Source organism: Leclercia sp. M-A074-M (genome assembly GCF_965195605.1).
GTDB lineage: Bacteria > Pseudomonadota > Gammaproteobacteria > Enterobacterales > Enterobacteriaceae > Enterobacter.
The window spans coordinates 165,549-183,233 of sequence record NZ_CBDAHM010000001.1 but is presented as its reverse complement, the minus strand read 5'-3'; the positions used below and the strand labels follow the sequence as shown (position 1 = coordinate 183,233).

16 protein-coding genes are annotated in these 17,685 nt (G+C 55.2%); 13 read left to right on the top strand and 3 right to left on the bottom strand.

Annotated features, from left to right (window positions below; translation table 11 throughout):
• Positions 1-13 precede the first annotated feature (13 nt).
• Both flgK and flgL read left to right on the top strand, forming a co-directional pair.
• Positions 14-1,660 (top strand): flagellar hook-associated protein FlgK, encoded by a 1,647-nt coding sequence (gene flgK, locus ACOKCT_RS00970; RefSeq protein ID WP_156654276.1) that lies wholly within the window; start codon positions 14-16, stop codon positions 1,658-1,660.
• A gap of 14 nt (positions 1,661-1,674) precedes the next feature.
• Positions 1,675-2,628 carry a flagellar hook-associated protein FlgL gene (gene flgL / locus ACOKCT_RS00965; RefSeq protein WP_214421833.1) on the top strand — a complete coding sequence of 318 codons (954 nt, stop codon included), beginning with the start codon at positions 1,675-1,677 and terminating at the stop codon, positions 2,626-2,628.
• Between the two features lie 78 nt (positions 2,629-2,706).
• On the opposite strand, the gene ACOKCT_RS00960 is transcribed toward flgL, so the two are convergent.
• Positions 2,707-3,921 carry an MFS transporter gene (locus ACOKCT_RS00960; protein WP_103179084.1) on the bottom strand — a complete coding sequence of 405 codons (1,215 nt, stop codon included), beginning with the start codon at positions 3,919-3,921 and terminating at the stop codon, positions 2,707-2,709.
• A 109-nt stretch (positions 3,922-4,030) separates the two neighbouring features.
• On the opposite strand from ACOKCT_RS00960, the gene ACOKCT_RS00955 reads away from it, so the two are divergent.
• Positions 4,031-4,969, top strand: a complete 939-nt coding sequence (locus tag ACOKCT_RS00955; protein WP_159339146.1) for a LysR family transcriptional regulator — start codon at positions 4,031-4,033, stop codon at positions 4,967-4,969.
• A gap of 40 nt (positions 4,970-5,009) precedes the next feature.
• On the opposite strand, the gene rne is transcribed toward ACOKCT_RS00955, so the two are convergent.
• On the bottom strand, positions 5,010-8,225 hold the full coding sequence (rne, locus tag ACOKCT_RS00950) for a ribonuclease E (RefSeq protein ID WP_420193073.1): 3,216 nt from the start codon (positions 8,223-8,225) through the stop codon (positions 5,010-5,012).
• 571 nt (positions 8,226-8,796) lie between these two features.
• On the opposite strand from rne, the gene rluC reads away from it, so the two are divergent.
• On the top strand, positions 8,797-9,744 hold the full coding sequence (gene rluC, locus ACOKCT_RS00945) for a 23S rRNA pseudouridine(955/2504/2580) synthase RluC (RefSeq protein WP_103179087.1): 948 nt from the start codon (positions 8,797-8,799) through the stop codon (positions 9,742-9,744).
• A gap of 80 nt (positions 9,745-9,824) precedes the next feature.
• Here rluC and ACOKCT_RS00940 read toward each other — a convergent pair whose 3' ends face one another.
• Positions 9,825-10,409, bottom strand: a complete 585-nt coding sequence (locus ACOKCT_RS00940; RefSeq protein WP_156654281.1) for a Maf family protein — start codon at positions 10,407-10,409, stop codon at positions 9,825-9,827.
• 141 nt (positions 10,410-10,550) lie between these two features.
• Between ACOKCT_RS00940 and yceD the strand changes: the two genes are divergently transcribed.
• From yceD to pabC, 9 genes are all read left to right on the top strand, one after another.
• On the top strand, positions 10,551-11,072 hold the full coding sequence (gene yceD / locus ACOKCT_RS00935; RefSeq protein WP_103179089.1) for a 23S rRNA accumulation protein YceD: 522 nt from the start codon (positions 10,551-10,553) through the stop codon (positions 11,070-11,072).
• A gap of 16 nt (positions 11,073-11,088) precedes the next feature.
• Positions 11,089-11,262 carry a 50S ribosomal protein L32 gene (gene rpmF, locus ACOKCT_RS00930; protein WP_003857964.1) on the top strand — a complete coding sequence of 58 codons (174 nt, stop codon included), beginning with the start codon at positions 11,089-11,091 and terminating at the stop codon, positions 11,260-11,262.
• A gap of 79 nt (positions 11,263-11,341) precedes the next feature.
• A complete protein-coding gene (plsX, locus tag ACOKCT_RS00925) occupies positions 11,342-12,376 on the top strand; it encodes a phosphate acyltransferase PlsX (protein ID WP_201304714.1) in 1,035 nt (344 codons plus the stop codon).
• Positions 12,377-12,382: 6 nt separating this feature from the next.
• On the top strand, positions 12,383-13,336 hold the full coding sequence (locus tag ACOKCT_RS00920) for a beta-ketoacyl-ACP synthase III (protein WP_103179091.1): 954 nt from the start codon (positions 12,383-12,385) through the stop codon (positions 13,334-13,336).
• Positions 13,337-13,349: 13 nt separating this feature from the next.
• Positions 13,350-14,279, top strand: coding sequence for an ACP S-malonyltransferase (gene fabD, locus ACOKCT_RS00915; RefSeq protein ID WP_103179092.1), 930 nt, complete (start codon positions 13,350-13,352; stop codon positions 14,277-14,279).
• A gap of 13 nt (positions 14,280-14,292) precedes the next feature.
• Positions 14,293-15,027: a 3-oxoacyl-ACP reductase FabG gene (fabG, locus tag ACOKCT_RS00910; RefSeq protein WP_420193072.1), complete on the top strand. Its 735-nt coding sequence runs from the start codon at positions 14,293-14,295 to the stop codon at positions 15,025-15,027.
• A gap of 154 nt (positions 15,028-15,181) precedes the next feature.
• The gene (gene acpP, locus ACOKCT_RS00905) at positions 15,182-15,418 is read left to right on the top strand and encodes an acyl carrier protein (protein ID WP_000103754.1); all 237 of its coding nucleotides are present in this window, start codon (positions 15,182-15,184) and stop codon (positions 15,416-15,418) included.
• 91 nt (positions 15,419-15,509) lie between these two features.
• Complete coding sequence (gene fabF, locus ACOKCT_RS00900) at positions 15,510-16,751, top strand: beta-ketoacyl-ACP synthase II (protein WP_103179094.1); 1,242 nt, start codon at positions 15,510-15,512, stop codon at positions 16,749-16,751.
• Between the two features lie 123 nt (positions 16,752-16,874).
• Positions 16,875-17,684, top strand: a complete 810-nt coding sequence (gene pabC, locus ACOKCT_RS00895) for an aminodeoxychorismate lyase (protein ID WP_420193071.1) — start codon at positions 16,875-16,877, stop codon at positions 17,682-17,684.
• Position 17,685: the final 1 nt, after the last annotated feature.

Sequence of the window (17,685 nt, the reverse complement as noted above, 5' to 3'; positions counted from 1 at the left end):
AAAAGGAACCCCCATGTCCAGTTTGATCAACAGCGCCATGAGTGGCCTCAGTGCAGCACAGGCTGCGCTGAATACCGCCAGTAATAACATTTCGAGCTACAACGTGACGGGCTATACCCGTCAGACGACGGTGCTGAGTGCCTCAAACAGCACGCTGACGGGCGGCGGTTGGGTTGGCAACGGCGTGTATGTCTCTGGGGTACAACGCGAATATGATGCATTCATTACCAACCAGCTGCGCACCGCGCAGAACCAGAGCAGTGCCCTGACGACCCGCTACCAGCAGATGTCCAAAATTGACGACATTCTCTCTGGCAGCACCAACAGCCTGGCGACCACCCTGCAGGGTTTCTTTACCAGTCTGCAGACTCTGGTGAGCAACGCCGAAGATCCGGCGGCGCGCCAGACGGTACTGGGCAAGGCTGATGGTCTGGTGAACCAGTTCAAGGTGAACGATCAGTATCTGCGGGATCAGGATAAGCAGATCAACACCGCCATCGGTACCAGCGTTGATCAGATCAACAACTACGCTAAACAGATTGCCAACCTGAACGATCAGATTTCCCGCCTGACCGGCGTGGGTGCGGGCGCATCCCCGAACAATCTGCTCGACCAGCGTGACCAGCTGGTGAGCGAGCTGAACCAGATCGTGGGGGTTGAAGTCTCCGTTCAGGATAGCGGCACCTATAACGTCTCCTTTGGCAATGGCTACAACCTGGTTCAGGGCAGCACCGCTAATCAGCTGGCGGCCGTGAAGTCGAGCGCCGATCCATCCCGCACTACGGTGGCGTTTGTTGACGGCACCTCGGGCCCCGTAGAGATCCCGGAAAAACTGCTGACCAGCGGCTCTCTGGGCGGCATGTTGACTTTCCGTACCCAAGAGCTCGACGCGGCACGTAACACTCTTAACCAGCTGGCGCTCTCTTTCGCTAACGAGATGAACAGCCAACACGCAAAGGGCTTTGATCCAGAAGGTAACGCTGGCGGTGAGTTTTTTAAAATTGGTGCTCCCGCGGTACTGGGAAACACCAAAAATACCGGCTCGGCCTCCGTCACTGCCGCCATTAACGTGGCAGACAGCGCTAAAGTACAGGCTACCGACTACAAGATGGAGTTTGACGGCGGCAGCTGGAAGATCACCCGCCTCTCGGATAAAACCACGGTTAAGCCAGTTGATGACGGCAAAGGTAACTTGTCCTTTGATGGCCTGACGGTGAACGTATCGGGCACGGCGAATAACAAAGACAGCTTTATCGTTAAGCCTGTCGTCAATGCCATCGTCAATATGGATGTGGCGATTAGCGATGAGTCTAAACTGGCGCTGGCGTCTGACGCCACCGGCGGTGAAAGCGATAACCGCAACGGCCAGGCGCTGCTGGATCTGCAAAGTAGCAAAGTGGTCGGCGGCAATAAAACCTTTAATGATGCCTACGCCTCGCTGGTCAGTACCGTCGGCAGCAAAACCGCGACGCTGAAAACCAGCAGCACCACCCAGGCAAACGTGACGACGCAGCTGAGCAACCAGCAGCAGTCGATCTCCGGGGTTAACCTCGATGAAGAGTATGGCAACCTCCAGCGCTACCAGCAGTACTACCTGGCCAATGCCCAGGTGCTGCAAACTGCCAGCACGCTCTTTGACGCGTTAATCAATATTCGCTAAGGCCGAGGTGAACGATGCGTATTAGCACCCAGATGATGTACCAGCAGAACATGCGTGGGATCACCGACTCCCAGAGCAAGTGGCTGAGCTACGGTGAGCAGATGTCCACCGGTAAACGTGTTAACCGTCCTTCTGACGATCCTATCGCTGCGTCTCAGGCGGTAGTATTGTCCCAGGCGCAGGCCCAGAATGACCAGTTCAAGCTGGCCCGCTCTTTTGCTACACAGAAAGTGTCGCTGGAAGAGAACATTTTGGGGCAGGTCACCATAGCGTTGCAGGCTGCGCAGGAAAAGATTGTCTACGCAGGTAATGGCACATTGAGTGATAGCGATCGTAACTCGCTTGCTACCGATCTGCAGGGTATCCGCGATCAGCTGATGAACCTGGCAAACAGCACTGATGGTAATGGACGCTATATTTTTGCAGGTTATAAAACTGATGCGGCGGCATTCGATCAAGCGACCGGGACGTATAACGGCGGTACTACACCAATCAGCCAGCAGGTAGATTCTGCTCGTAGCATGCAAATCAGCCATACAGGTACTGCAGTGTTTGAATCCTTCACCAGCAATGCAGTGCCGGAACCCGCTGGGAGCAGCCAGGAAAAGAATCTTTTCAAAATTTTTGATAGCGCAATTGCAGCATTAAAAGTTCCTGTTGAAGGCGATCAGACGAAGGCCGACCAGTTTGCGGAAGATATCGATAAAGCAAACCGGGGTTTAAGGAATTCCCTTGATAATGTGCTTACCGTGCGCGCCGATCTGGGTGTCAAATTAAATGAGCTCGAATCACTTGATACGCTGGGTAGCGACCGTTCATTAGGCCTGTCGAAGCAGATGAGCGATCTGGTTGATGTCGACTGGAACGCTGCGATTTCCTCCTACACCATGCAGCAGGCGGCGCTTCAGGCATCTTATAAAGCATTCAGCGATATGCAGGGTATGTCTCTGTTCCAGTTGAATAAATAACTGACTTGACCTTTAGAACATGGCTTGAAACTGGTTATGTTCTGTATGCCCAATCCGTTTTGCGGATTGGGCTTTTTTTCAGGAATTTTGCAGGGCCGATGAGCGGGTGCGGACGTTTTCAGTCATACGGATAATCAGCGCCACGCCTGCTGTAAGGGTCGCCAGCGCAATAACGCCCGGCCAACCGGCCATGGTATAGAGCTGACTGCCGAGCGCGGAACCTAACGCCATCCCGATAAACACACCGGTAAAGAGCAGAGCGTTCAGACGGCCACGGGCCTGGGGCTCAAGGCTATAAACCAGGTTCTGGTGAGCCACCAGGCTCGACTGCAGACCGAGATCAAAACCTACCGCGGCAACGGCAATCAGGATCAGCTGGCCCTGTACACCTAATGCCGGCATGAAAAACATCAGGGCGAAGGAGACGGTTACCAGCGCGGCACCCAGCTGAGTGACTTTACCAGCGCCCAGTTTATCCGCCAGACCGCCAGCGAGTGGCGCGGCCAGAGCGCCTGCGGCACCGGCAATGCCATAGCCACCGGCAACGGCGCTGCCAAGACCGTAGTGTTCCATCAGCATCACCGCGAGGGTAGACCAGAAGGCGCTAAAGGCGATGGAGAGAAAACCCTGTGCCAGTGCGGCGCGGCGCAGAGCGGGGTAGCGACGCCACAGGTGTGCCATGGAGCGCATCAGCTGCGGATAACGCAGGTTCGACGGCACCGCGAAGCGGGGCAGAATAAACCACATTACGGCGGCGAGGATCGCAATACTGCCTGCCGCCAGCTGGTACATCACGCGCCAGCCAAAAGCTTCACCTACCACGCCGCTCACCGTACGGGAAAGCAGGATCCCCAGTAACAGGCCGGTCATCACCGTACCGACGGTTTTCCCCTGTTTACCCTCCGGGGCGAGGATCGCCGCAGCCGGAACGATATCCTGCGCCATGGTGGCGGTCATCCCAATCAGCAGGCTGACCAGCAGCAGGGAATGCATCTGAGCCGTCAGGCTACAGGCCAAAAGTAGCAATGCCAGCGCGATGCTTTTCACCACAATCAGGGTGCGGCGGTCATAGCGATCGCCAAGCGGCAGCAGGAAGAGGATCCCCAGCGCATAGCCTGCCTGCGTCAGGGTGGGCACCATTCCCATCCCTTCAATACTGAGATGCAAATCTGCGCCCATCAGCGGCAGTAGCGGCTGAGCATAATAGATGGCGGCGACGCTAAAGCCCGCGCCGATGGCAAGGATGAAAATTACCCAACGGCTGACGGCTGGGCTCAGGGTACTGGAGTTCATATGCAGTTCCTCATTTCGGGTGTGTCGCTATTCTTTATCACCACGCCTTGCGGTGGTAGCGGGCCCGGTGTTAAAACACTTATACGTGTAACGTATAACCGGATTAAAAATGAAACGTTCGGAACGTATAGACCGGGTAGAGCTGATGCGTACTTTTGTGCGCATCGTGGAGACGGGCTCTCTTTCTGCCGCAGCGGTGCAGATGGCGACCAGCCAGGCCACCGTCAGCCGTCGTCTGCAATCACTGGAGACGCTGCTGGGCGTGCGCCTGATCCTGCGAACGACACACGCCATGAAGCTGACGGATGACGGCGAACGCTGCTATCAACATGCCCGGCGGGTCATTGACAGCTGGTACGCGCTGGAGGATGAAGTCGGGCAAACAGAAGATGAGCCGGTCGGGGTGCTTCGCGTGCGTGCGCCGCATGCCTTTGGACAGGAGCAGTTGCTGGAGCCATTAACGGCGTTCCTGCTGCGCTATCCACGACTCAATGTGGAGTGGATGCTCAACGACCGCTCGGCTGATTTTTTAAGTGACAATATCGACTGCGCTATCCGGGTAGGGGCGGAGATCGACCCGGCTACGGTGTCGGTATTGCTGGCCGAGGTGCCGCGCAGCATTGTGGCGTCACCCGAGCTGCTGGCACGGTTTGCGCCAGTAGAAAAACCGGAAGATCTCTCCGCACTGCCCTGGGTGGCGCTCAATACTTTTTATCGTCAGCATGTTGAACTGTTCAGTGCGGAAGCCGCACAACCGCTGCGGGTGGCTATCTCCCCGCGCTTGAGTACCGACAGCCTCTACGTAGCGCGTAAAAGCGCGCTCACCGGGCTGGGTGTTGCCGTGGTCTCAAGCTGGACTGTCGAAGCGGATATCCGTGAGGGCAGGCTGATTCATCTGGTGCCTGACTGGCAGCCCGCCGCGTTGCCGGTTCATCTTGTCTATCCCTGGTCTCGCTACTATCCGGCACGACTGCGTCGTTTTCTGGAGATGATGAGAGAGGTGATGCCTGAAATCGCAGGGATGCGCAGGCCAGAACAGAGGCAATAAAAAAGCCGACCCGAAGGTCGGCTTTTGCGCTTAAGCAGGCTTATTCAGCCGGCTGTGGGCGCGTGGCTGGCGCAGTGGCGTGATGGGTGGCGCTGTGCCCCCCCGCAGAGCCTTTACCGTCAAATTCAAATGCCGGACGTACCCAGTCACTCTGGCGCGGCGCTTCCGGAACATATTCCGGTGCCGGCGCACGGGTCATCGGAGCCGTCGCGTGATGGGCTTCAGCGTGAACCTGAGCGGCTGGCGCTGGCTTCACTGCAGGAACCGGCTTCACTTCTGGCTCGTCGACGTGAGCGACGTCAGTGACTTCAGGTTCCACTTCAGCGGCCTCAACCGGTTCAACATCGATTTCAATCTCAGGTTGAACTTCCGTTTCTACTTCAACTTCCGCGACCGGCTGCGGCTCGACGGCTGCTTCGGTGGTTTCAGTCGTTTCAACGGCAGCGGCTTGTTCGACAGCAGGTTCAGCTACGGCAGCGTCCTCTGCAATCTGCTTCGCGACGACCGCATCGTCAGGAGTGACGATCTGCGGCTGTTCTGTCACTGGCGCAGCAATCACTTCCGGATGTGAAGTTTCAACTTCAGCCACCTGCGGCTCTGGGATCACAACGGCAGCAGCGTCAGCGATCGCTTCAACTTCGACTGGCGCAACAGGGAGCGCAGTTTCCTGAGCGACGGTCTGCTCTTCAAACTGTGGCTCCTGAGGGCGAGCTACCGGATAACGGATCCAGGCTTTACCTGATGCCATTTCTGGGGAGGCACAGGCAATAGCCAGCGGCATTGGCGACTGCAGCGGATAACGCTCGTCACGATAACGACGGCGACGCTGACCACTCACGCGCAGGTGACGCGGAGAGCGGCGTGAACGGCGCGGCATGCCGGCGTTTTCACGGCCTTCAGCATTTTCTTCCTGCTCAGGTGCGTTTTCAATCACCGCAGGCAGATCAACTTTAGCCAGCTCGGTACGCTGTGCAGGCTCGGCCTGTGGTGCGATCGCTTCAACCGCAGCTTCTTCAGCCTGAGACTGGAAACGCACTTTCTGGTTCATCTGACGCTGCTTACGGCGCGGCATCACCTGAACGCGTTCTTCCTGTTCAGTATCCTGAGCGGTCTCTTCGTCGCGATTCAGCGCTTTAACTTCCTGCTGGGCCTGACGTTTGTCATCGTTACGACGACGGTTACGTTCGCGGCGCGGCTGCTGCTCATCACGCTGTCTGCCTTTGTCAGACTCTTCGCTGACCGGCTGGCGAATTTCACGCTCTTCCGCGTTCTGCTGCGGCTTCTCGCGGCGGTTGCGACGGTTTTCGTCACGTCCTTCACGGCGCTCGCGACCTTCGCGGTTATCACGATTGTCACGGCTTTCGCTGCCTTCACGGCCTTCGTTGCTCTCTGAACGGTTATCGCGGCGCTCATTGCGGTCACGACGGTTGTTCTGACGCTTACGACGATCCGGGGAACGCTCCTGTTTCTCTTCTTTCTTCTCAACCGGTGCCGGGGCAGGCTGCGGCTCTTCACCCGCGAACATCTTCTTCAGCGCACTGAGGAAGCGGCTCAGCAGACCTGGCTGTTCAGCCGGTTGGCTCACTTCTGCCGCCGGTTTGGTTGCAGGTTTAGCCGCCACGGTCTCCTGCGCTGGCGCAGGCGGTGCTTCTGGCATCACAAACGCTGCCAGTGCAGGCTGTTCAGGCAGTTTACGCTCTGAGTACTCTTCCTCGGACGGCAGCGCCATCGCCTCTTCATGCAGCTTAGGCAGCATGTAGCTCAGGGTGGAGGTCTCTTCGCCTTTGCGCACGCGCAGCACGGAGTAGTGCGGGGTCTGCATCTGATCGTTAGGCACGATCACGCAGCGTACACCGCCCAGACGGGCTTCGATCGCACTTACCGCGGCACGTTTTTCGTTCAGCAGGTAGGAGGCAATCGGCACAGGCACAATGGCGTGAACTTCTTTGGTGTTCTCTTTCAGCGCCTCTTCTTCGATAAGACGCAGGATAGAGAGGGACAGCGATTCGTTGTCACGCACGGTGCCGGTACCGCTACAGCGTGGGCAGACGTGGTGGCTGGATTCACCCAGTGACGGGCTCAGACGCTGGCGGGACATCTCCAGCAGGCCAAAACGGGAAATATGGCTGATCTGGATACGTGCACGATCCTGACGCACCGCTTCACGCAGGCGGTTTTCCACCGCGCGCTGGTGACGTACCGGCGTCATGTCGATGAAGTCGATAACGATCAGGCCGCCCAGGTCACGCAGACGCAGCTGGCGGGCAATCTCATCGGCCGCTTCCAGGTTGGTGTTGAAGGCCGTCTCTTCGATATCGCCACCGCGGGTTGCACGGGCGGAGTTGATGTCGATGGCGGTCAGCGCTTCGGTGCTGTCGATAACGATAGAACCACCGGATGGCAGACGGACTTCACGCTGGAAGGCGGATTCAATCTGCGATTCAATCTGGTAGTGGCTGAACAGCGGGATCTCACCGGTGTACAGTTTGATTTTGCTGGTGAAATCGGGACGACCCAGCGCAGCGATATGCTGGCGGGCCAGCTCAAGCACTTTCGGGTTATCAATCAGAATTTCGCCAATGTCCTGACGCAGATAGTCGCGGAAGGCACGCACGATAACGTTGCTTTCCTGGTGGATCAGGAACGGAGCAGGGCGGCTTTCAGCGGCTTTCTGAATCGCTTCCCAGTGCTTCAGACGGAAGCCCAGGTCCCACTGCAGCGCTTCGGCAGATTTGCCCACGCCTGCGGTACGGACAATCAGACCCATGCCGTCTGGCAGCTCCAGGCTTGCCAGCGCCTCTTTCAGTTCGGTACGGTCGTCCCCTTCGATACGGCGAGAGATACCTCCCGCACGCGGGTTGTTTGGCATCAGCACGAGGTAGCTGCCTGCCAGGCTGATAAAGGTAGTCAGTGCAGCGCCTTTGTTGCCGCGCTCTTCTTTATCAATCTGGACAATAACTTCCTGACCTTCGCGCAGAACATCTTTGATGTTAGGACGGCCATGGGCATTATAGTTGGAAGGGAAGTACTCGCGAGCGATCTCTTTCAGCGGGAGGAAACCATGACGCTCGGCACCGTAATCGACAAATGCGGCTTCAAGGCTGGGTTCAATGCGGGTGATTTTGCCTTTGTAAATGTTCGCTTTTTTCTGTTCGTGTCCGGGACTTTCGATATCCAGATCGTACAGACGCTGCCCATCCACAAGGGCGACACGCAACTCTTCTTGCTGAGTTGCGTTGATTAACATTCTTTTCATCGTAACTTACTCATTATTCTTACATTGACGACTAAGCTGCGGGCAAGGTGACGCTTTCCGGGGTATGAACCGATGGCCTCGTGTCTATTCACGTCGCCAACCTCACGGTTGTCGCTCGCTTAAGAGGCGCAAAGTGTCGGTTGCCTGTATTTCATACGGAAATACAGCGCGATTATCAGGGGAATAGCCTGGGTAAAACTCTCCAGAGAAGATTCCATTTACCGGTAAGTACTGCAACCCGCAGCCCGCTAACTGTCTGAAAGATCAATACGTCTTACGCCATTGCTGCGTGGATGATCGGTCAGACAAAATTGGTCATTCCGTCGAGATCCTTACAAAACCCGGATTTAACGCGGAAAACAGCAGCATTATTCCATTGCTAACCGGGTTATAGCAAGATGACTTTTGCCAATTATCACCCGGTTACTCACAGTTTTTTCACTTCTCTCATACGATTGGTTTAATAACCATCAAATCGATTGCGTGAATGAAACAGTAACCGGGTAAAACTAAATATAAGCATAGAAAAATGAGTGGCGCTAATGGCTGCCGATAATTAGAATCGCCCCCCATGAAAACAGAGACTCCAGCCGTAAAAATGGTTGCCATTACCGATGATGAAGCGGGGCAACGTATCGACAACTTTTTGCGCACCCAACTGAAGGGTGTGCCAAAGAGTATGATTTATCGCATCTTGCGTAAGGGTGAGGTGCGTGTGAATAAGAAGCGCATCAAACCCGAGTACAAACTGGAAGCGGGTGATGAAGTGCGCATCCCGCCCGTGCGCGTAGCTGAGCGGGAAGAGGAGGCGGTGTCGCCGCATCTGAATAAAGTCGCCGCGCTGACGGAGGTGATCTTATATGAAGACGATCATATCCTGGTGCTCAACAAACCCTCCGGCATAGCCGTTCACGGCGGCAGCGGATTGAGCTTCGGCGTGATCGAAGGCCTACGCGCGCTGCGTCCCGAAGCCCGCTTCCTTGAACTGGTTCATCGCCTTGACCGGGACACCTCCGGCGTACTGCTGGTGGCGAAAAAGCGTTCGGCGCTGCGTTCGCTGCATGAACAGCTGCGTGAGAAGGGGATGCAGAAGGATTACCTCGCGCTGGTGCGCGGCCAGTGGCAGTCCCATGTCAAAGTGGTCCAGGCGCCGCTACTGAAAAACATTCTGCAAAGCGGTGAGCGTATCGTTCGCGTGAGTCAGGAAGGCAAACCGTCTGAAACCCGCTTCAAAGTCGAAGAGCGTTATGAATTCGCTACCCTGGTGCGCTGCAGTCCTGTGACCGGTCGTACTCATCAGATCCGTGTTCACACCCTGCATGCAGGTCACCCCATCGCCTTCGACGATCGCTATGGCGACCGTGAGTTTGATAAGCAGCTGGCGGGTACGGGCTTGTCTCGTCTGTTTCTGCATGCCGCCGCGCTGAAGTTTACCCATCCGGGTACCGGCGAGGTGATGCGTATCGAAGCGCCTATGGATGAGCATCTGAAGCGCTGCCTTAAAGTTCTGCGCGGTTAATTGCCGGGTGGCGCTGCGCTTACCCGGCCTGGGAAACCGTAGGCCCGTGCAAGCGTAGCGCCGCCGGGCGAAGCAGTAGGCTAGGCCATTAACGGGTTGTAATGCTCCCGACGCAGCATCTGGCACAGCGCAATCAGCGGTAATCCCACCAGCGTGTTCGGGTCGCGCCCGTCCAGCCTCTCAAACAATGCAATCCCCAGCCCTTCGCTCTTAAAGCTGCCCGCGCAGTTTAACGGACGCTCTTTACGGACGTAGTCATCAATCTCTTGTTCGCTGAGATGGCGGAAGTGCACGTCGAAGGGCTCACATTCCGTCTGCAAATGGCCTGTTGAGCTGTTATAGAGAGCAAGGCCGGTATAGAACGTGACGATATTGCCGCGGGCTTTCAACAGCTGCTGACGCGCCTTCTCTTCGGTATGCGGTTTACCCGTGATAGCGCCATCCAGGACGCAAACCTGATCGGAACCTATAATAAGATGGTCAGGAAATTGCGCTGCCAGGCTTTTTGCTTTTTCCTGCGCCAGACGTACCACCAGATGCCGTGGCGATTCACCGGGTTGTGGGCTTTCATCCACGTTCGGCGCGGCGCATTCAAAGGGTACGCCAAGTTTTTCCAGCAACACGCGGCGGTAGGGTGAAGTCGAGGCGAGAATAAGATTTGGCATATTTTTTTCACCAGATATAGCGTATCGATGCCAGCCATTTTAAACTACAGGCCGCAATGTGTGCGAATAATTGGCAAAAGGCAGCCTGAGGTTGCCTTTTTCTTTGACTCTATGACGTTACAAAGTTAATATGCGCGCCCTATGCAAAAGGTAAAATTACCCCTGACTCTTGATCCGGTTCGTACGGCTCAAAAACGCCTCGATTACGAAGGTATTTATACCCGTGACCAGGCTGAACGTATTGCCGAATCCGTAGTCAGTGTGGACAGTGATGTGGAATGCTCCATGTCGTTCGCTATCGATAACCAGCGCCTCGCCGTATTAACCGGTGATGCAAAGGTTTCGGTTACGCTCGAGTGTCAGCGTTGCGGGAAACCGTTCCCACTTCATGTTCACACAACATATTGTTTCAGTCCGGTTCGTTCAGACGAACAGGCTGAAGCACTCCCGGAAGCGTATGAGCCGATTGAGGTTAACGAATTCGGTGAAATCGATCTGCTGGCGTTAGTTGAAGATGAAATCATCCTCGCTCTGCCAGTGGTTCCGGTGCATGATTCTGAACACTGTGAAGTGTCCGAGGCGGACATGGTCTTTGGGGAACTGCCTGATGAAGCGCAAAAACCAAACCCATTTGCCGTATTAGCCAGCTTAAAGCGTAAGTAATTAAGGAGTAAGGTCCATGGCCGTACAACAGAATAAACCAACCCGTTCCAAACGTGGCATGCGTCGTTCCCATGACGCGCTGACCGCAGTTACCAGCCTGTCTGTAGACAAGACTTCTGGTGAAAAACACCTGCGTCACCACATCACTGCTGACGGTTTCTACCGCGGCCGCAAGGTTATCACTAAGTAATCACGCGTTTGCGTGATTAGGCTTAGTGAGGGTTTCCCCGTGCAAACGGGGATATACCGAACCAGGCTGCGACGATACCTTGACACGTCTAACCCTGGCGTTAGATGTCATGGGGGGCGATTTTGGCCCTTCCGTGACAGTGCCTGCAGCATTGCAGGCACTGAACTCTAATTCGCAACTCGCTCTCCTTTTAGTCGGTAATCCCGACGCTATCACGCCATTACTCGCAAAAGCTGACTTCGAACAACGTTCACGTCTGCAGATTATTCCTGCCCAGTCAGTTATTGCCAGTGATGTCCGGGCCTCACAGGCGATCCGCAGCAGCCGCGGAAGTTCAATGCGCATCGCGCTTGAACTGGTTAAAGAGGGCCGCGCACAAGCCTGCGTCAGCGCCGGCAATACCGGCGCGTTGATGGGGTTAGCAAAATTACTGCTCAAACCGATTGAAGGTATTGAGCGTCCCGCGCTGGTGACGGTACTGCCGCATCAGCAGAAGGGCAAAACGGTAGTGCTGGATTTAGGCGCGAACGTCGATTGCGACAGCGTTATGCTGGCGCAGTTTGCCGTCATGGGCTCGGTGCTGGCAGAGGAAGTGGTGGGGATTTCTCATCCCCGCGTTGCCTTATTAAATATTGGCGAAGAAGAGACCAAGGGTCTCGACAGCATCCGTGATGCAGCGGAGTGGCTAAAAAAAGAGCACTCCATCAACTATATTGGATATCTCGAAGCCAACGAATTATTGACCGGGAAGACGGATGTACTGGTGTGTGACGGCTTTACAGGAAACGTTACATTAAAAACCATGGAAGGGGTGGTGAGGATGTTTCTTTCTCTGCTTAAATCGCAGGGAGAGGGTAAAAAAAGGTCATGGTGGCTGATTTTATTAAAGCGTTGGTTACAAAAGAGCCTGGCGCGGCGATTCAGTCACCTCAACCCCGACCAGTATAATGGCGCCTGTCTGTTAGGATTGCGCGGCATTGTGATTAAGAGTCACGGTGCGGCCAATCAGCGAGCGTTTACCGTCGCCATTGAACAGGCAGTGCAGGCGGTGCAGCGACAAGTCCCACAGCGGATTGCCGCTCGCCTGGGATCTGTATTAGCAAAAAGTGACTGAGCGTACATGTATACGAAGATTTTAGGTACCGGCAGCTATCTGCCAAAGCAAGTGCGAACCAACGCCGATCTGGAAAAAATGGTAGATACGTCTGACGAGTGGATCGTCACACGTACAGGTATCCGCGAACGTCGTATTGCCGCGCCAGATGAAACAGTTTCCACCATGGGCTATGAAGCCGCCCAGCGCGCGCTGGAAATGGCGGGTGTCGATAAAGACGACATCGGTCTGATTATCGTTGCGACCACTTCCGCCACGCATGCCTTCCCAAGCGCTGCGTGCCAGGTGCAAAACATGCTGGGCATTAAAGGCTGCCCGGCGTTTGACGTTGCCGCTGCCTGCGCAGGCTTTACCTATGCGCTGAGCATTGCCGATCAATATGTAAAATCTGGCGCAGTGAAATATGCGCTGGTCATCGGCGCGGATGTTCTGGCTCGCACCTGCGATCCAAACGATCGCGGGACGATCATTATTTTTGGTGATGGTGCGGGGGCTGTCCTGTTAGGACAATCTGAAGAGCCGGGCATCATCTCAACGCATCTGCATGCTGACGGTCGCTACGGCGAACTGTTAACGCTGCCAAATGCGGATCGTGTCAACCCGGACAGCGCCATCTACCTGACTATGGCAGGTAACGAAGTCTTCAAAGTGGCAGTGACCGAACTGGCACACATCGTTGACGAGACGCTGGAAGCCAATAATCTGGAGCGTTCCGCTCTTGACTGGCTGGTGCCGCATCAGGCTAACCTGCGCATTATCAGCGCCACAGCCAAGAAACTCGGCATGTCGATGGATAACGTTGTGGTGACGCTGGATCGTCATGGCAATACGTCTGCAGCATCAGTACCGTGCGCGTTTGACGAAGCGGTGCGCGATGGACGAATTCAACGGGGCCAACTGGTCTTGCTCGAGGCCTTCGGTGGCGGTTTCACCTGGGGTTCTGCGCTGGTTCGTTTCTAGAAAGGATAAAAAAATGACGCAATTTGCTTTTGTATTCCCCGGCCAGGGTTCTCAGGCCGTGGGAATGTTATCTGGATTGGCGGAGCAGTTTCCGGTAATCGAAGAGACTTTTCGTGAAGCTTCTGATGCGCTGGGCTACGACCTTTGGGCGCTGACCCAGCAAGGGCCAGCCGAAGAGCTGAATAAAACCTGGCAGACGCAGCCTGCGTTGCTGACCGCATCGGTCGCACTGTGGCGCGTATGGCAGCAGCAGGGTGGCAAAACGCCAGCGCTGTTGGCCGGTCACAGCCTGGGTGAGTATTCTGCGCTGGTTTGTGCGGGTGTGATTGCGTTTGCGGATGCTGTGCGTCTGGTTGAGATGCGCGGCAAATTCATGCAGGAAGCGGTGCCGGAAGGCACGGGCGGCATGTCAGCCATTATTGGTCTGGATGATGCTTCTATCGCAAAAGCGTGTGAAGAATCCGCAGAAGGCCAGGTCGTTTCACCGGTGAACTTCAACTCCCCGGGCCAGGTGGTTATCGCCGGCCATAAAGAGGCGGTTGAGCGTGCAGGCGCAGCCTGTAAAGCCGCGGGCGCCAAACGTGCGCTGCCGCTGCCGGTGAGCGTACCGTCCCACTGCGCGCTGATGAAGCCTGCTGCAGACAAGCTGGCCGTTGAGCTGGAAAAAATCACCTTCAGCGCACCGACCATTTCAGTGGTCAATAACGTTGATGTGCAATGTGAAACCGCGCCTGAGGCCATCCGCCACGCGCTGGTTCGCCAGCTCTACAGCCCGGTTCAGTGGACGAAAACCGTTGAATTTATGGCAGCGCAGGGCGTAGAGCATCTGTATGAAGTGGGCCCGGGTAAGGTCCTCACCGGTCTGACTAAACGTATTGTTGATACCCTGACTGCATCGGCGATTAACGAGCCTGAAGCACTGTCAGCGGCACTTGCGCAGTAAGAAGAGGAATACCATGAGTTTTGAAGGAAAAATCGCACTGGTCACCGGCGCAAGCCGTGGTATTGGTCGTGCTATCGCTGAAATCCTCGTCGCGCGTGGCGCGACAGTGATCGGCACCGCTACCAGCGAAAATGGCGCGCAGGCTATTAGTGACTATCTGGGAGCGAACGGTAAAGGTCTGATGTTGAATGTGACCGATCCGGCATCTATCGAATCTGTTCTGGGAAATATTCGCGCAGAATTTGGCGAAGTGGATATTCTGGTCAATAATGCCGGAATCACTCGTGACAACTTACTGATGCGAATGAAAGATGATGAGTGGAACGATATTATCGAAACCAACCTGTCATCTGTGTTCCGTCTGTCAAAAGCGGTAATGCGAGCTATGATGAAGAAGCGTCATGGGCGTATTATCACTGTCGGTTCTGTGGTTGGTACCATGGGAAATGCTGGTCAGGCAAACTACGCTGCGGCGAAAGCAGGCCTGATCGGTTTCAGTAAGTCGCTGGCGCGCGAAGTTGCGTCCCGCGGAATTACTGTAAACGTTGTTGCTCCGGGCTTTATTGAAACGGACATGACGCGTGCGCTGACCGATGAGCAGCGTGCGGGTACGCTGGCGGCAGTTCCAGCGGGTCGTTTAGGCGACCCTAAAGAAATCGCCAGCGCGGTTGCATTTTTAGCCTCTGACGAAGCGAGTTACATCACTGGTGAGACTCTCCACGTCAACGGCGGAATGTACATGGTTTAATCACGATCGAAAATATTTGCGTTATTGGGGGCATTGGCCTCAAAATAACGTAAAATCGTGGTAAGACCTGCCGGGATTTAGTTGCAAATTTTTCAACATTTTATACACTACGAAAACCATCGCGAAAGCGAGTTTTGATAGGAAATTTAAGAGTATGAGCACTATCGAAGAACGCGTTAAGAAAATTATCGGCGAACAGCTGGGCGTTAAGCAGGAAGAAGTGACCAACAATGCTTCTTTCGTTGAAGACCTGGGCGCAGATTCTCTTGACACCGTTGAGCTGGTAATGGCTCTGGAAGAAGAGTTTGATACTGAGATTCCGGACGAAGAAGCTGAGAAAATCACCACCGTTCAGGCTGCCATTGATTACATCAACGGTCACCAGGCGTAAGTGAACATCTCCAGGCGGTCATTCGACCGCCTGAGTTTTTTCTTTTGTAGTCCCTCGTTTTTCTTTTTTTATCCCTCCCTGGAGGACAAGCGTGTCTAAGCGTCGTGTAGTTGTGACCGGACTTGGCATGTTATCTCCTGTCGGCAATACCGTAGAGTCCACCTGGAAAGCTCTCCTTGCCGGTCAGAGTGGCATTAGCCTAATCGACCATTTCGATACTAGCGCCTATGCAACGAAATTTGCTGGCTTAGTAAAGGATTTTAACTGTGAAGAGATCATCTCGCGCAAAGAACAGCGCAAGATGGATGCCTTCATTCAATATGGAATTGTCGCTGGCGTTCAGGCCATGCAGGATTCTGGCCTTGAAATTACGGAAGAGAACGCAACCCGTATTGGCGCCGCTATTGGCTCCGGGATTGGCGGCCTTGGCTTAATTGAGGAAAACCATAGCTCTTTAGTCAATGGTGGTCCACGTAAGATTAGCCCGTTCTTCGTTCCGTCAACGATTGTTAACATGGTGGCAGGTCACCTGACCATCATGTATGGCCTGCGCGGTCCAAGCATTTCGATTGCAACTGCCTGTACGTCTGGTGTGCACAACATCGGCCAGGCGGCGCGTATGATTGCCTATGGCGATGCTGACGCGATGGTTGCTGGTGGGGCAGAAAAAGCCAGCACCCCATTGGGTGTGGGCGGTTTCGGTGCAGCGCGTGCGCTGTCTACCCGCAACGATAATCCTCAGGCGGCTAGCCGTCCGTGGGATAAAGACCGTGATGGTTTTGTGCTGGGTGACGGTGCCGGTATGGTCGTACTTGAAGAGTACGAGCATGCGAAGAAACGCGGCGCGAAAATTTATGCAGAAGTCGTTGGCTTCGGCATGAGCAGCGATGCCTATCACATGACCTCTCCGCCGGAGAATGGCGCAGGTGCTGCGCTGGCCATGGTTAACGCTATCCGTGATGCGGGTATCGAGCCGGGTCAGATTGGCTATGTGAACGCGCACGGTACCTCAACGCCTGCGGGCGATATCGCTGAAGCGCAGGCCGTTAAGTCTGTGTTTGGCGATGCAGCCCGCCGCGTCATGGTCAGCTCAACCAAATCCATGACCGGTCACCTGCTGGGTGCGGCGGGTGCAGTAGAGTCTATCTACTCCATCCTTGCGCTGCGCGACCAGGCTGTTCCGCCAACCATCAACCTGGATAATCCGGATGAAGGTTGCGATCTGGACTTCGTTCCGCACGAAGCGCGTCAGGTCAGCGGTATGGAGTACACCCTGTGTAACTCCTTCGGCTTTGGCGGCACCAACGGCTCTCTGATCTTTAAAAAGGTCTGACGCTAACCAGTCGTTAGTGCAGTAAAAAAAGGTCCGCTTGTCGGGCCTTTTTTATTCAGTTTTCTTCCCTTGTCCAGAGCCATCCTTCCTGCCAGACTATTCGACCATCTTAAAGGAGCCACCATGTTCTTGATAAATGGTATAAAGCAGGCACAGCTTCCGGCGAGTGACCGGGCGATTCAGTTTGGTGACGGCTGCTTCACGACGGCCCGCATTGTCGAAGGCAGGGTCTGTTTACTTGAGGCACATCTGCAACGATTGCGGACGGCCTGTGAAAAACTGTTCATTCCCTTTGTCCAGTGGGCAGCGTTAGAAGATGAAATGACAGGCCAGGCGCAGGGCGTCGATCGGGGCGTATTAAAAGTCATTATTACCCGGGGAAGCGGCGGAAGAGGATACAGCGCGTCTGGCTGCCTGGATCCGGCTCGCATTCTGTCGGTATCAGCCTGGCCTGCCCATTACGATCGCTGGCGCAAGGAAGGCATTACCCTGGCATTAAGCCCGGTGAGGCTGGGACGTAATCCGCAGCTTGCGGGGATAAAACACCTCAACCGGCTTGAGCAAGTGCTGATTCGCTCCCATCTTGAACAGACCGACGCCGATGAAGCGCTGGTTCTTGACAGCGAAGGGTTCATTACGGAATGCTGTGCGGCGAATTTATTCTGGCGGCAGGGTAAGGATGTGTTTACCCCCTGTCTGGATCAGGCTGGCGTTAACGGCCTGATGCGGCAGTTTTGTCTGCGGCAACTGGCGCACTCCGGATTTCGCGTGGTCGAAGTGCAGGCGCGCGAGGCTGCGCTGATCGATGCTGACGAGATCGTCGTATGCAATGCGCTGATGCCTGTTGTGCCGGTGCGCCAGTATGGTTCTCACCATTTTACATCGCGTGAGTTGTACTCGTTTTTAGCCCCTCTGTGTGAGCAAACCAGATAGT

Coding starts and splice junctions, on each gene's coding strand:
- flgK (WP_156654276.1), top strand. CDS start 14: ATGTCCAGTTTGATCAACAGCGCCATGAGTGGCCTCAGTGCAGCACAG.
- flgL (WP_214421833.1), top strand. CDS start 1,675: ATGCGTATTAGCACCCAGATGATGTACCAGCAGAACATGCGTGGGATC.
- ACOKCT_RS00960 (WP_103179084.1), bottom strand. CDS start 3,921: ATGAACTCCAGTACCCTGAGCCCAGCCGTCAGCCGTTGGGTAATTTTC.
- ACOKCT_RS00955 (WP_159339146.1), top strand. CDS start 4,031: ATGAAACGTTCGGAACGTATAGACCGGGTAGAGCTGATGCGTACTTTT.
- rne (WP_420193073.1), bottom strand. CDS start 8,225: ATGAAAAGAATGTTAATCAACGCAACTCAGCAAGAAGAGTTGCGTGTC.
- rluC (WP_103179087.1), top strand. CDS start 8,797: ATGAAAACAGAGACTCCAGCCGTAAAAATGGTTGCCATTACCGATGAT.
- ACOKCT_RS00940 (WP_156654281.1), bottom strand. CDS start 10,409: ATGCCAAATCTTATTCTCGCCTCGACTTCACCCTACCGCCGCGTGTTG.
- yceD (WP_103179089.1), top strand. CDS start 10,551: ATGCAAAAGGTAAAATTACCCCTGACTCTTGATCCGGTTCGTACGGCT.
- rpmF (WP_003857964.1), top strand. CDS start 11,089: ATGGCCGTACAACAGAATAAACCAACCCGTTCCAAACGTGGCATGCGT.
- ACOKCT_RS00920 (WP_103179091.1), top strand. CDS start 12,383: ATGTATACGAAGATTTTAGGTACCGGCAGCTATCTGCCAAAGCAAGTG.
- fabD (WP_103179092.1), top strand. CDS start 13,350: ATGACGCAATTTGCTTTTGTATTCCCCGGCCAGGGTTCTCAGGCCGTG.
- fabG (WP_420193072.1), top strand. CDS start 14,293: ATGAGTTTTGAAGGAAAAATCGCACTGGTCACCGGCGCAAGCCGTGGT.
- acpP (WP_000103754.1), top strand. CDS start 15,182: ATGAGCACTATCGAAGAACGCGTTAAGAAAATTATCGGCGAACAGCTG.
- pabC (WP_420193071.1), top strand. CDS start 16,875: ATGTTCTTGATAAATGGTATAAAGCAGGCACAGCTTCCGGCGAGTGAC.